Below are 13,136 nucleotides of genomic sequence, written 5' to 3'. Positions count from 1 at the left end.
GTCAGCGGCCCCGCGACGCCGCGCGCACGACCACACCGTCGGGGAGCAGGCGGGATACGGCGACGATCGCCTTGTAGCGCAGCGACGGGATGGACACCGAGCGGCCACGGGCGGCGTCACGCAGCCCCTCGCGCACGACGGTGCCGGCGTCGAGCCACATCCGGTTCGGCACTCCCTCCTCCCCGGGCGGGAGTCCGAGTCGCTCGTGGAAGTTGGTGTGCACGAAGCCCGGGCACACCGCCGTGACGGTCACTCCCCGCGGACCGTAGACCACGTTCGCCCAGCGACTGAAGGAGATCAGCCACCCCTTCACGGCGCCGTAGGTGCCGCGTGGAACGAACCCTGCCACCGAGGCGACGTTGATGATCCTGCCGCCGCCACGGTCGAGCATCGCGGGCAGAGCCGCGTGCGTGAGACGCATCGCGACCTCGACGTGCAGCCGGAGGTGCCGCACCTCGTCGGCGATGTCGTTCTTTTCGAACGCCAGGTCGAGACCGAATCCGGCGTTGTTGACGAGGACGTCGACGCCGACGGCGAGACGCGCTTCGACCGCCGCGCGGTCATCGTCGTCGAGCAGATCGGCGGGAAGCATCTCGACCCGGCTGCGGGAGACCGCGCGGATGCCGTCGGCCACCGCGGCGAGCGCCTCGCGGTCGCGCGCGACGAGGACGACGTCCGCGCCGCGGACGGCGAGCTGACGCGCGAATTCGGCGCCGAGGCCGGAGCTGGCGCCGGTGATGAGCGCGGTGCGTGTCATGGGCGGTCCGCCGGGACATAGGTCTCGAAGCGATACCGGATGCCGGTGCGCGAGACGTGCCAGCCGTCGTCGGGGTCGGCGGACGTCCGGGCCCATCCGGAAAGAGGCGGCGCGAACGTGTCGCCGTCGACCTCCAGGTCGAGCTGCGTGACCTCGAGGACGTCCGCCTTCCCGATGGCCTCGGCGTACAGTTGTCCGCCGCCGATCACCCACACCTCGGGTGTCGTGGACAGCGCGCGCGCGGCATCCAGCGAATCCACGCGCTCGGCACCCTCGTCCGCCCAGTCGACCGAGCGCGAGACGACGATGTTCCGCCGACCGGGAAGGGGACGGAATCGCGGCGGGAGCGACTCCCACGTGCGGCGCCCCATGATGACGTCGGACTCCCCCGTCACGGCGCGGAAGTGGGCCAGGTCCTCCGGCACGTGCCAGGGCATCTCACCCGCGGCGCCGATGACACCGCCGTGCGCCTGCGCCCAGACGAGCCCGAGCCTGCTCATACCGCGACGGCCGCCCGGATCGCGGGGTGGTGCCGGTAGTCCTCGACCACGATGTCGTCGTATGCGTAGTCGAAGATCGAGTCGGGCTTCCGGGCGAACCGGAGCGTCGGGTAGGGGTACGGATCACGCGAGAGCTGTTCCTGCACCTGCTCACGGTGGTTGTCGTAGACGTGGCAGTCGCCGCCGGTCCAGACGAACTCGCCCGGCTCCAATCCCGTCTGCTGGGCGATCATGAGCGTGAGCAGCGCGTACGAGGCGATGTTGAACGGAACACCCAGGAACATGTCCGCGCTGCGCTGATAGAGCTGGCAGGAGAGCTTGCCGTCGGCGACGTAGAACTGGAACAGCGCGTGGCACGGGGCGAGCGCCATGTCGGGGATGTCGGCGGGGTTCCACGCCGACACGATCAGGCGACGCGAGTCGGGATCGCGACGGATCTGCTCGACCACCTGGGAGATCTGATCGATCTCGCCGCCGTCGGCGGTCGGCCACGACCGCCACTGGACGCCGTAGACGGGGCCGAGCTCACCGGCGGCATCCGCCCACTCGTCCCAGATGGTCACTCCGTTGTCCTGCAGCCACCCGACGTTCGACTCGCCGCGGAGGAACCACAGTAGTTCGTAGACGATCGACTTCATGTGGACGCGCTTGGTCGTCACGAGCGGGAACCCCTGAGCGAGGTCGAATCGGATCTGTCGACCGAACACGCTCGTGGTGCCGGTGCCGGTGCGATCGGACTTGTGCACGCCCGAGGCGAGGACGTCGCGCAGGAGATCTTCGTAGGGCGTGGGGATGTCGGCGGTCACGGCCCTCACGATACCGGGGTCCTCCGACACCCGCGCGGAGCGCGCGGGCGCTCCGTCTGCGGGGGACCGCGTTGTCTGAGGGACCGCTGGGGAAACGCCGGGCGGGAGCGTCATTCGGGGACTCATCGGCCCGCGTCGTCCTCGCGCGCGTTAGCGTTATCGGTCGTGGACCTGACTCTCGCTCTCCTCGTGATCGCCGCGCTCGTCGTGGTCGCCGTGGGCGCCGGCGTCGTCTTCCGCCGCACGCAGGGCCGTGCTCGCACCGTGGACTCCGCCGAGATCGTCGACCCGCGCCGCCTCGGCGCCGACGGACTCGGCGAGGAGGCGACGCTGCTGCAGTTCAGCACCGAGATGTGCGCGCGCTGCCCGGGCGTCCACCGCATGCTGTCCGACATCGCCGACGACCGCGAGGGCGTACGCCACCTCGACGTCGACCTGACGCATCGTCCCGACATCGCTCAGCACTTCCGCGTGCTTCAGACCCCCACCACCCTGGTCCTCGACCGCCACGGTGCGATCCGCACCCGTTTCGGCGGTACCCCGGGCCGCGCCGTCGTCGAGCTCGAACTGAGCCGCCTGCAAGAGGAGTCCACCCGTGCCTGAGGTCCAGCGCATCGATGTCCGAGGACCGCGGTTCGCGGCATCCATCACCACCGTCCTGCTCCTGATCGCGACCTTCCTGTCGTTGATCGGCGTCGCCACCGGCGACCTCGCCGCCGCACCTCTGTCGGCGCGACTCCTCGACCCGGGATTCCTCCTGGTCCTGGTGATCGCCCTGCTCTTCGTGTGGGGGGTGGCTTCGCCGCGGACCGCCCCGTGGGGCGTCCTGTTCCGGCGGGTGGTGCAGCCGCGCCTGGCCCCGCCGACCGAGTTCGAGGACCCGCGCCCGCCGCGCTTCGCGCAGGGTGTCGGCCTGCTCGTCACGGCCGTGGGTCTTCTCCTGCACGTCGCGGGCGTGCCGTGGGCGCTCCCGATCGCCGCGGCGATGGCTTTCGTCGCCGCGTTCTTGAACGCCGTCTTCGGGCTGTGCCTCGGATGCCAGCTGTACCTCCTCCTCCAGCGCGCAGGCCTCATCGGTCGGCGTCGCCCCTCCGCCGCCTGAGCGCCGTCTAGGTACGGGCTGTCAAGACCTCCGACGCGTCGGGGGCCGTGGCTAGGCTGACTTTCGCCGCAGCCGCTTCGGGCTGCGCGGAACACGGAGGTTCGAATGTCCGTCACGAGCGAAGCCACCACCGCCTGGAAGGGCAGCCTGTTCGAGGGATCGGGCGAGGTCACCTTCACGTCGTCGGGGATCGGCACGTTCGACGTGAACTGGAAGGCCCGTAGCGAGGGCTCCAGCTCGGTCACCACCCCCGAAGAGCTGCTGGCCGGTGCGCACTCGTCGTGCTTCAGCATGGCGCTCTCCAACGCCCTCGCCGAGAACGGCACCCCGCCCGAATCGATCGACGCGACCGCGTCGGTCACCTTCAAGCCGGGCACCGGCATCACCGGCAGCCACCTGAACGTCAACGCCGTCGTCCCGGGCCTGGATGCCGCGACCTTCGAGAAGATCGCGAACGACGCCAAGGCGAACTGCCCGGTCTCGCAGGCGCTCGCGGGCATCGACATCACCCTCGAGGCCACGCTTGCCTGAGTCCCCGGCTCGACGCGTCGTCCTCGCCGGCGCGTCGGGCCTCATCGGCTCGGCACTGGCCGAGGCGCTGCGCGCCGACGGCGTCGAGGTGACGTCGCTCGTCCGGCATCCGGCATCCGGCCCGCACGAGGTGCAGTGGCTGCAGGATGCCACCCCGCTCGACCCGTCCGTCCTCGCCGGGGCCGACGCGGTGGTGTGCCTCAACGGCGCCTCGATCGGGCGATTCCCGTGGACGCCGTCGTACAAGAGCCGGCTGCTGTGGTCGCGGATCACCCCGACCCGCACGCTCGCCACGGCCATCCGCGCACTCGGCGACGACGCTCCGGCGCTCGTGAACGCCTCGGCGACCGGGTACTACGGATCGCAGCCAGGAGCGGTGCTCACGGAGTCGTCGCGACGCGGTGACGGGTTCCTCGTCGACATCTGCGACGAGTGGGAGAACGCGGCCCGCGGTGCGGGACCGCGCGCCCGCGTCGCCCTGCTGCGCACGGCGCCGGTCGTCCACGAACGCGGCGTCCTCAAACCGCTGCTCCTGCTCACGAAGCTCGGCGCCGCCGGGCCCATCGGTCGCGGCACCCAGGTCTGGCCGTGGATCACGCTGGAAGACGAGGTGCGCGCCATCCGGCACGTCATCGACTCCGACCTCGAAGGACCGGTGAACCTCACCGGGCCGACGCGGGCGACGGCGAACGACCTCGGGTTCGCCCTCGCGCGACGCATGAACCGCCCGTACGTGCTCCGCGCCCCCGTGTGGGCGATGAAGCTCGCGCTCGGCCGTGACGCGACGGAGGCCTTGCTCACCTCGGATGCCGACGTGCGCCCCACCGTGCTCGAGGACGCGGGCTTCACGTTCCTGCACCGCACCGTCGAGGACGCCGTTGCGTCCGCCGTTCCCGCCGCTCGCTGACGCCGACGGCCGCGCCTCCGGGCGTCGGCCGTCGCGTCAGGCGACGCGTCGGTCGGCCGCCTCGAGGGAGATCGCCCGGCGCACCGCCCCGCGCGCCCGTCGCCGATCGCCGGACGCGTCGTACGCGAGACCGAGCCGGTACCACGCCCGCCAGTCCGCCGGATGCGCCTCGACGTCGGCACGATAGTCGGGGAAGAGTGCGTCGGCGTCGGCGCGCGTCGCCCGCCCGCTCGGGCGCACCTCGAGCTCCTCGTCCGGCAGGGCACCCTCGGCATCCAGGAGCTCGCCCAGCTTCTGCGCGCGCACACCGAACCAGAGTTCCCGACCGATCGCCCACAGCGCGATGATCGGCAACACGATCAGGGCGATGCCCATCGCGATTCCCACGCCCTCTCCGCTGCCGAGCAGCACCAGAGCGCGCTGCCCCGCGAGAACGACGTACAACAGGAGGAGCACCGTCATGATCGCGACGGCGATGCGCGTCCTCATGCGCTGGTGACGCCCGCGACCTGACCGGACACGTCCTGGTCGGCGATCGGCGCCTCCGCTCGGGCCGGACGCGTGCGCACGCCGATGTCGATGAAGCTGTCGAGCCCGACGATCACCCCGCGCGCCTCGCGCGCGGCGGCCATCGCGATGCGGATGCCGGGGGCGTAGGCCGTGGCCGGGTCGATGGTGTCGTGGACGATCGTGAGCGACTCCCCCGCGCCAGAGAGCACGGTCTCCTGGCGGGCGACGACACCGGGGCGCCGCAACGAATGGATCGGCACGGAGGCGACCTGCTGGCCCCGCGCGCGCTGGTCCACGTGGGGCGAGTGCACAGGACCGACCTTCTCGCGAGCAGCCGCGATGAGCTCGGCCGTCCGGACGGCGGTGCCGCTGGGCGAATCCACCTTCGTCTCGCGGTGCGCCTCGACGATCTCGATCGACGGGAAGAAGGGGGCCGCCGCGGCGGCGAGGGCGCTGCCGACGACCGAACCGAGCGAGAAGTTGGGGATGAACACGGCGCCGGTGCCGCTGGCATCCACCAGGGGGCGCACCAGAGCGATGCGCTCGTTCGACCATCCCGACGTGCCCACGAGGACGTTGATCCCCCGCTCGATGGCCGCGCGCACCACGTCGATCGACACCGCGGGAGTCGACGCGTCGATGACAAGGTCGGCGCCATCGAGTTCGGCGAGGTCGGACCGCGACCCGAGGACGGCGGCGACCTCGTACCCCTCTTCGGCCTCGACGACCTCGCGGATCACTCCGCCGAGCTTCCCGGTTCCGCCCACGATGGCAACGCGTGTGGTCATGCTGCCAGCCTAGGTGTCGGCGCGCCCCGTGGGCGGGGCCCGGGGAGGGACGCGCCGGTTCGGCCCTCGCCTAGCATCGGAACGTGGTCTCGATTCGAATCTCCCCCGTCGACGCCCCCGACGCGCACGCGCTGCTCGAGGAGTACTTCGCGCTGCGCGCCTCGATCTTCCCCGGCGGCGGGTACCGCACCGTCTTCCCGTCGCCCGCGACGTTCGTCGAACCGGCCGGCGTCTTCGTCGTGCTGTACGACGACGAGGGTCGGCCCGTCGGATGCGGCGGCATCCGTCGCATCGACGACGGACCCGACGGCCCGCGCGACGAGGTCAAGCACCTGTTCGTCCGCGACATCGGTCGCGGACGCGGGTGGGGGCGCCTGATCCTCGAGGACCTCGAACGCCGAGCCCGCGAGCGCGGCGCCGCAGAACTCGTCCTCGACACCCACCACACGCTCGACGCGGCGGGCGGCCTGTACACGCGTTCGGGTTTCCAGGCGATCCCCGCCTACAACGACAACGCGAACGCGACGCGGTGGTACGGCAAAGCGCTCGACTGATCCATCTCTATTGAGCGGATGCCGCTGGTCAAGCGCGACACTCGGAATCGACGCCGGCGACTTCTGAACGGTTCCGCCCCGCCGGATCACGCCATCGCGTACCGGCGCGCGATCACCGTCGGCCCCGGGCGAGGGCCGGAGAGACGGCGTCGTCAGCGCAGCTGCTTCACGCGCCAGGTGACCCGCAGGCGAGGGTCACCGGATGCCGCGTCCTCGACACGATCGACGAGGAACCCTTCCCGCTCGTAGAAGTCCCCCGCGCGGGTGTTGGCGGTGAAGTGTTCGATCCCCACGGACGTGGCATCCGCGGGGAGGATCGCCTCGATCGCGTCGAGGAGGCGCGGCCCGACACCGGACCCGCGCAGCGAGGGATGAACGTACAGCTTCCAGATCATCGGCGGCGTCAGGTCGATGTCGACCTGAGCGACACCCACGATCTCCCCATCCCGGAGAGCGATGATCACGGTGCCCGCGACCACCGCCGGGCGCATCGCCGCGTCGCTCCACCACGTGTCGACCTGGGACTGTGCCGCCTCGGCGCCCAGAATCGGCGCGTAGAAGTCCGCCACGTAGCGAGAGCCGAAGTCGCAGATCGCCTCGGTGTCGCTCTCGACTGCTCCGCGAATGGTCACGAGAGAGGATGCCGTCACACCACCGGAGGCTACCGGAGGACGACGGCGTGCGCCGGTCCGGGATCAGACCGGAAGCGGGTCCACCAGCCCGGTGCGCAACTCGACCGGCAGGTGCGCCAGGTCGTTGTGCGACAGCAGGGTCCAGGGGCGGCCCTTCTTCTGCGCGATGACGGTGAGTCCGCAGTACGCCTGGTTTATCGTCATCCACCGCCACTCGGGAGCCTGAAGCACCTCGCGCACGAACCAGGCGATCACGAAGTTGTGCGTGATCAGCAGTTCGTGCACCTCACCGGTCTTGCGCGCGAGGAATTCGGCCGTGGCATCCGACATCTGAGCCCGGCCGGCCTCGAGCTCGGCCTCGGTGACCGCGCCGAAGAACGGCTCGTACGCCGCCGGAGTCTCGGGCGTCATGCCGGTCGGGACGCAGTCGAACAGCAGGGCGGATGCCTCGGGCGAGACCGACGGGAGGCGCTCGGCGACGGCCCGTGCGGTCTGAGCGGCGCGTTCCAGGGGCGAGTGCCAGACGGCGTCGAGCGGCAGCCCCGAGAGACGGTCGGCGAGGAGAGCGGCCTGGCGGTGACCGCGCGGAGACAGAGGGCCGTCGGTGAGTCCGTGCTCGGCATCCTGGTGCTCGCCGTGGCGCACCAGGTAGATGTAGTGCGTCACGTCAGCTCACCTCGTCGTCAGTGTGCGGGCCCCCCGCAGAACACTTCCAGCCTACGTCACGCCTCCGACACGGGGCGGATCACTCGGCAGCGCGGGCGATGTCCGACAGCTGGGCGCGGCTCAAGCGGACGCCCACCGCGCGCATGCACTCGACGACGTGCCGCGGCGCGAACGCGTTGACGATCGGCGCCGTGACCGCCTTCTGAGCGAGGAGCCAGGCCACGGCGACCGCGGCGTCCGGGACGCCCAGTTCCACGCCGACGGCATCCAGCGCACGCAGGACCCGGGAACCGCGGCGGTTCAGGTGCGCCGCGAGCTGGGAGCCGCGGACCGAGGTGGCCTGCTGACCGCGCGTGCGGGTCTCTCCGGCGAGGAATCCGTGCGCGAGCGGGTGCGACGGCGTGACCGCGATCCCCTGCGCCGCGGCGATGAGCCGCAGGTCGCCGTCGAACTCGTCGCGACGCATCACGTTGTACGGCACGTCCAGCACCGTGACGCGCGGGTACCCGGCCGAGGAGAGGATCCGCGCCTCCACCAGCTGCGACGCGGTGTAGCCGTGCGCCCCGATCGCGCGCACCTTGCCGCTCTCGACGAGCCACTCGCACGTCGCGAGCGTGTCCTCCAGCACGGCGGTGTCACCCCGGACGGCATCCAGCGAGAGCACATCGATGCGGTCGGTGCCGAGACGGCTCAACGACGCCTCGACCGCGCGCACGAGGTTGACCGCACCGAGACCGGGGTTGTCGGGATGCCGACCGACGCGCACCGTGAGGACGGTGTCGTCGCGCGTCCCGCGCGAGCGCATCCAGGATCCGATGATGAACTCGCTGCGCCCGGCCGCGTAGCTGTCGGCGGTGTGGATCGCGTTTCCGCCGAGCTCGACGTACGTGTCGAGGATCTCGTGGCTCGCCTGCGCGTCGACGTTCCAGCCGAATTCGCCGCCGCCGAGGAAGAGCGGGAAGACGTCGAAGCCGGTCTCGCCGAGCGGAACGCGGACGTGCGACCCGAGTCCGGGACCCTGCAGCGTCACGGGGGCTGAGGGGTGAGGCACGCGGTTCCGGCGCAGGGGCGGCGTGGCCGTCTCGTCGACGCCCGAGCCGCTCATGGGCCACTCCTCGGTGCGTCGGAGACCGGACGCCGGCGGCGCCCACTGCGCCCCCGACGCGTAGTTCGAGGGTAGGGCCTCACCAGGGGCCGACCGCCGATTCGCCCGGCTCGGCGGTAAACATTGCATAACGCTTGATGACGGCGGAATCTCCGCGACCAAGGCGGGCGGAATGCACGGATGCCCGCCCCGCGCGAAGCGGGACGGGCATCCGTTGAAGAGGGATCAGCCCTCGGCCGGAGCCTCGGGACCCTCGCTGGCCGCAGCCGAGCTCTCGGTGTCGGCGGGCTCGGTGGCCTCGTCGAGCACAGGCTCGAGCGACAGCTTGCCGCGGTCGTCGATCTTGGTGATGCGCACCAGGATCTTGCGGCCGACGGACAGTACGTCCTCGACGTTCTCGACACGCTTGCCGCCGGCGAGCTTGCGGACCTCGCTGACGTGCAGCAGTCCGTCCTTGCCGGGCAGGAGCGAGATGAACGCACCGAAGGTCGCGATCTTCACGACCGTACCCAGGAACTGCTCGCCGACCTCGGGGTTGGTCGGGTTGGCGATCGCGTTGACCTGGGCGCGGGCGGCCTCGGCCGACGGGCCGTCGGTCGCACCGATGTAGACCGTGCCGTCGTCCTCGATCGAGATCTGGGCGCCGGTCTCGTCCTGGATGGAGTTGATCGTCTTGCCCTTGGGCCCGATGAGCTCGCCGATCTTGTCGACCGGGATCTGCACGCTGATGACGCGCGGCGCGGTGGGCGCCATCTCGTCGGGCGCGTCGATCGCGGCGTTCAGGACGTTGAGGATCGTCAGGCGAGCCTCCTTCGCCTGGGTCAGCGCCGCGGCGAGGACCGACGACGGGATGCCGTCGAGCTTGGTGTCGAGCTGGATCGCGGTGATGAACTCGCTCGTCCCGGCCACCTTGAAGTCCATGTCACCCAGGGCGTCTTCGGCGCCCAGGATGTCGGTCAGCGCGGCGTAGCGCGTCTGACCATCGACCTCGTCGGTGACCAGACCCATGGCGATACCGGCGACGGGAGCGCGCAGCGGCACACCCGCGTTCAGCAGCGACAGGGTCGAGGCGCAGACGGAGCCCATCGAGGTCGAGCCGTTGGAGCCGAGCGCCTCGGAGACCTGACGGATGGCGTACGGGAACTCCTCGCGGCTGGGGAGCACCGGCACGAGGGCGCGCTCGGCGAGGAAGCCGTGCCCGATCTCGCGACGCTTCGGGCTGCCCACGCGACCGGTCTCACCGGTCGAGTACGGCGGGAAGTTGTAGTGGTGCATGTAGCGCTTGCTCGTGATGGGCGACAGCGAGTCGATCTGCTGCTCCATCTTGAGCATGTTCAGCGTGGTGACACCCAGGATCTGGGTCTCGCCGCGCTGGAAGATCGCCGAGCCGTGGACGCGCGGGATGACCTGCACCTCGGCGTCGAGCGGGCGGATGTCGGCCAGGCCGCGTCCGTCCATGCGCACACCCTCGGCGAGGATGCGACCGCGGACGATCGTCTTGGTCACCGACTTGTACGCGGCGTTGAACTCGAGCGTCGCGACGGCGGGGAGCTCCCCCGACTCGACGGCGGCGAGCAGCTGCTCCTTGACGGAGGACTTGACCTCGTCGTCGGCGTTCTGACGCTCCTGCTTGTCGGCGATCTGGTAGACCGGCACGAGGCGGTCGTACGCGCGACCGGCGACGAAGTCGTAGGTCTCCTGGCTGTAGGCCGGGAAGACGGGGAACGTCTGGATCTCCTTGGCCGCCGTGCGGGCGACCTGGTTCTGCGCGTCGACCAGCTGACGCAGGAACGGCTTCGCGGCCTCGAGGCCCTCGGCCACGACCTGCTCGTTCGGCTTGGTGGCGCCGCCCTTGATGAGGTTCCAGCTGCCTTCGGTCGCCTCGGCCTCCACCATCATGATGGCGACGTCGCCGTCGTCGAGCACGCGGCCCGCGACGATCAGGTCGAAGACGGCATCCTCGAGCTGGGTGACGGTCGGGAACGCGACCCACTGGTCGGCGTGCTCGCCGTGACCGGGGAGGAGCGCGAGACGGACACCCGCGATGGGGCCAGAGAACGGCAGACCCGAGATCTGGGTCGACAGCGACGCGGCGTTGATGGCGAGGGCGTCGTAGAACTCGCCCGGCGCGATCGAGAGCACGGTCACGACGATCTGCACCTCGTTGCGGAGGCCGTCGACGAACGACGGGCGCAGCGGGCGGTCGATGAGACGGCACACGAGGATGGCCTCGGTGGAGGGGCGACCCTCGCGGCGGAAGAACGAGCCGGGGATCTTTCCGGCGGCGTACGAACGCTCTTCGACGTCGACGGTCAGCGGGAAGAAGTCGAAGCCTTCACGCGGGTGCTTGCCGGCGCTGGTGGCCGAGAGAAGCATGGTCTCTTCGTCGAGGTACGCGGCGACCGCGCCCTGCGCCTGCTGCGCGAGACGACCCGTTTCGAAACGAACGGTGCGGGTGCCGAAACGACCGTTGTCGAGAACGGCCTCAGCGGCGGTGATTTCTGGACCTTCCAAGAGGTCCCTCCTTCTTTGTTTAGGCTCGGCGCCCCGTGTGGGCGACGAGCTGACATGCGAAGGAGCAGGAACAGGCAGAAAGGGCGCGCCGACTCGTCGGCCCGGAAATCCCGGCGACTGGCCACCAGTAGACGACCACCCGGCGTCATGACGGGGAGTCCACCACAGGGGACCAGCGTCTGCCGGCCTGCTCCGTGAGCTCATGTGTAGTTGAGCGGATGCCATGGCGGCATCCTCCGAGAGCCTATCAGTGCCGGGCTTTCGCGGCTGGTTCGACGCGGACGGGTGCCGTACCCTCGCCTCATGGGCCTCAGACGTCACACGCGTCACATGGTCCTCGCGTGCGCCGTGGTCTGCGGTGCGCTGGCGATCGCTCCTCTCAGTCCGGCCGCGGCGGTGTCCGTCCGTTCCGCGGCGGTGAGCGACGACGACCCCGCCGTGGCGGAGATCCGACAGCAGCTGGATGCCGCCGAAGCCGCGGCCTCGTCCGCGTCGCGCCGCGCCCTCGACGCCTCCGCCGCGGCGGAACGTGCGCGCCTGCTCGCGGAGAGCACGGCCTCCCGTGCGGAGTCGCTGACCGCCCAGAGCTCCACGGCCGACACGACCCTGACGGCGGCGAACGCCCGCGCGGGCGCGAGTGCGGCGCGGCTGTACCGGTCCAGCGCCGGAGGCCCCCTCGTCGCGCAGCTGCTGACCACGGCCGATCCCGACTCGCTGCTGGACCGTCTCGGCATCCTGGACAGGGTGACGGCGATGACGGCGCGGACCGCGAGCGAGGCCCGGAGCGCCGCGGACCTCGCGACATCGCTCCGCACGCAAGCGGAGGAGGCGCGCGCGGAGGCGGCCCGCCTCGCCACCGAGGCGGCGGCCACTGCCGCCCAGGCACAGACCGACGCGGATGCCGAGGCGGCCACGGTCGCGGCGACCCAGGCCGAGCTGGACGCGCTGTACGCCCGGCTCGCCGCCCTGCGCGAGACGACAGCGGCACAGGAACGCGCGGCGCGTCTGGCCGCGCAGACGGCGGCCCAGGCTGCCGAACCGGGCGGCGCGACCGGCGGCGGGGCGAGCGCGGGGTCCGGCGGGGGCGGATCGAGCGGGGGCGCGTCAAGCGGCGGCTCGGCGTCCACGGGCGGTTCGAGCGGCGGCGGGGCGGGCTCCGGTTCCGGATCGGGCGGCGGCTCGGGTTCGACCGGATCCGGCTCCTCCGGCGGCGGATCCGGCTCGGGCTCGAGCGGATCGAGCGGCGGCGGGTCGAGCGCGGGCGGGTCGGGCTCCACCGGCGGGTCGAGCGGCACCACCGCGCCGGCGGGGCCGACCATGAGCCCCTCCGAGGCGCGCGACTACGCACGCGGCGCGCTCGGCGGATACGGGTGGGGCGACGACCAGTTCTCGTGCCTGGTGTCGCTGTGGAACCGGGAATCCGGCTGGCGCGCCGACGCCCTCAATCCGTGGAGCGGTGCCTACGGCATCCCCCAGGCCCTCCCCGGCGAGAAGATGGCCGCGGCAGGGCTCGATTGGCGGACCAACGCCGCGACCCAGATCGCATGGGGCCTGTCGTACATCAAGTCGCGCTACGGCTCTCCCTGCGGGGCGTGGGCGCACTCCGAGTCGACCGGCTGGTACTGAGCACCGCCCATCCCGGTCCTGCCCGGCGCGTGCCATGCGCGCGAAGCCAGATCACGTGAAATGGACGACATCACACGCCCCGGCCGGTCCATACCGTGCGCATTCGGCCAGATCACGTGAAATGGCCGCCGCACGCCC

15 protein-coding genes are annotated in these 13,136 nt (G+C 71.1%); 6 read left to right on the top strand and 9 right to left on the bottom strand.

Translation table 11 applies throughout. The annotated features are described in order from the left end of the window. Nucleotide 1: 1 nt before the first annotated feature. The 3 genes from P8R59_RS12050 to P8R59_RS12040 are packed head-to-tail and all read right to left on the bottom strand — an operon-like array spanning nucleotide 2 to nucleotide 2,063. Nucleotides 2-757 (bottom strand): SDR family NAD(P)-dependent oxidoreductase, encoded by a 756-nt coding sequence (locus tag P8R59_RS12050; RefSeq protein WP_278101266.1) that lies wholly within the window; start codon nucleotides 755-757, stop codon nucleotides 2-4. After that, nucleotides 754-1,257: a dihydrofolate reductase gene (locus P8R59_RS12045; RefSeq protein WP_278101265.1), complete on the bottom strand. Its 504-nt coding sequence runs from the start codon at nucleotides 1,255-1,257 to the stop codon at nucleotides 754-756. The genes P8R59_RS12050 and P8R59_RS12045 overlap by 4 nt, the downstream gene beginning before the upstream one ends. After that, nucleotides 1,254-2,063, bottom strand: a complete 810-nt coding sequence (locus tag P8R59_RS12040; RefSeq protein ID WP_278101264.1) for a thymidylate synthase — start codon at nucleotides 2,061-2,063, stop codon at nucleotides 1,254-1,256. Before P8R59_RS12040 ends, P8R59_RS12045 begins: the two co-directional genes overlap by 4 nt. Nucleotides 2,064-2,228: 165 nt before the next feature. Between P8R59_RS12040 and P8R59_RS12035 the strand changes: the two genes are divergently transcribed. From P8R59_RS12035 to P8R59_RS12020, 4 genes are all read left to right on the top strand, one after another. Beyond that, nucleotides 2,229-2,666: a TlpA family protein disulfide reductase gene (locus tag P8R59_RS12035; RefSeq protein ID WP_278101263.1), complete on the top strand. Its 438-nt coding sequence runs from the start codon at nucleotides 2,229-2,231 to the stop codon at nucleotides 2,664-2,666. Continuing rightward, a complete protein-coding gene (locus P8R59_RS12030; RefSeq protein WP_278101262.1) occupies nucleotides 2,659-3,165 on the top strand; it encodes a DUF4395 domain-containing protein in 507 nt (168 codons plus the stop codon). The genes P8R59_RS12035 and P8R59_RS12030 overlap by 8 nt, the downstream gene beginning before the upstream one ends. A 105-nt stretch (nucleotides 3,166-3,270) precedes the next feature. Further along, the gene (locus P8R59_RS12025) at nucleotides 3,271-3,696 is read left to right on the top strand and encodes an OsmC family peroxiredoxin (protein ID WP_077050180.1); all 426 of its coding nucleotides are present in this window, start codon (nucleotides 3,271-3,273) and stop codon (nucleotides 3,694-3,696) included. Continuing rightward, complete coding sequence (locus P8R59_RS12020) at nucleotides 3,689-4,603, top strand: TIGR01777 family oxidoreductase (protein WP_278101261.1); 915 nt, start codon at nucleotides 3,689-3,691, stop codon at nucleotides 4,601-4,603. The genes P8R59_RS12025 and P8R59_RS12020 overlap by 8 nt, the downstream gene beginning before the upstream one ends. Before the next feature lie 36 nt (nucleotides 4,604-4,639). Here P8R59_RS12020 and P8R59_RS12015 read toward each other — a convergent pair whose 3' ends face one another. Next, on the bottom strand, nucleotides 4,640-5,092 hold the full coding sequence (locus P8R59_RS12015) for a hypothetical protein (protein ID WP_278101260.1): 453 nt from the start codon (nucleotides 5,090-5,092) through the stop codon (nucleotides 4,640-4,642). Next, entirely contained in the window at nucleotides 5,089-5,901 is an 813-nt protein-coding gene (dapB, locus tag P8R59_RS12010; RefSeq protein WP_278101259.1) for a 4-hydroxy-tetrahydrodipicolinate reductase, read from the bottom strand. The genes P8R59_RS12015 and dapB overlap by 4 nt, the downstream gene beginning before the upstream one ends. A gap of 83 nt (nucleotides 5,902-5,984) precedes the next feature. Here dapB and P8R59_RS12005 point away from each other — a divergent pair, with 83 nt between their 5' ends. Beyond that, the gene (locus P8R59_RS12005) at nucleotides 5,985-6,455 is read left to right on the top strand and encodes a GNAT family N-acetyltransferase (protein ID WP_278101258.1); all 471 of its coding nucleotides are present in this window, start codon (nucleotides 5,985-5,987) and stop codon (nucleotides 6,453-6,455) included. A 152-nt stretch (nucleotides 6,456-6,607) separates the two neighbouring features. On the opposite strand, the gene P8R59_RS12000 is transcribed toward P8R59_RS12005, so the two are convergent. The 4 genes from P8R59_RS12000 to P8R59_RS11985 form a co-directional block, all read right to left on the bottom strand. After that, nucleotides 6,608-7,105 carry a GNAT family N-acetyltransferase gene (locus P8R59_RS12000; protein WP_278101257.1) on the bottom strand — a complete coding sequence of 166 codons (498 nt, stop codon included), beginning with the start codon at nucleotides 7,103-7,105 and terminating at the stop codon, nucleotides 6,608-6,610. A gap of 45 nt (nucleotides 7,106-7,150) precedes the next feature. Then, the gene (locus P8R59_RS11995) at nucleotides 7,151-7,753 is read right to left on the bottom strand and encodes a histidine phosphatase family protein (protein ID WP_278101256.1); all 603 of its coding nucleotides are present in this window, start codon (nucleotides 7,751-7,753) and stop codon (nucleotides 7,151-7,153) included. A gap of 79 nt (nucleotides 7,754-7,832) precedes the next feature. Further along, nucleotides 7,833-8,858: an aldo/keto reductase gene (locus P8R59_RS11990; protein ID WP_278101255.1), complete on the bottom strand. Its 1,026-nt coding sequence runs from the start codon at nucleotides 8,856-8,858 to the stop codon at nucleotides 7,833-7,835. Between the two features lie 225 nt (nucleotides 8,859-9,083). Beyond that, entirely contained in the window at nucleotides 9,084-11,372 is a 2,289-nt protein-coding gene (locus P8R59_RS11985) for a polyribonucleotide nucleotidyltransferase (RefSeq protein ID WP_278101254.1), read from the bottom strand. Between the two features lie 303 nt (nucleotides 11,373-11,675). On the opposite strand from P8R59_RS11985, the gene P8R59_RS11980 reads away from it, so the two are divergent. Beyond that, the gene (locus P8R59_RS11980; RefSeq protein ID WP_278101253.1) at nucleotides 11,676-12,998 is read left to right on the top strand and encodes a hypothetical protein; all 1,323 of its coding nucleotides are present in this window, start codon (nucleotides 11,676-11,678) and stop codon (nucleotides 12,996-12,998) included. Nucleotides 12,999-13,136: the final 138 nt, after the last annotated feature.

Source organism: Microbacterium proteolyticum (assembly GCF_029639405.1).
GTDB lineage: Bacteria > Actinomycetota > Actinomycetes > Actinomycetales > Microbacteriaceae > Microbacterium.
The sequence above is the reverse complement of the archived record's forward strand: the minus strand, read 5'-3'. Positions and strand labels throughout refer to the sequence as shown.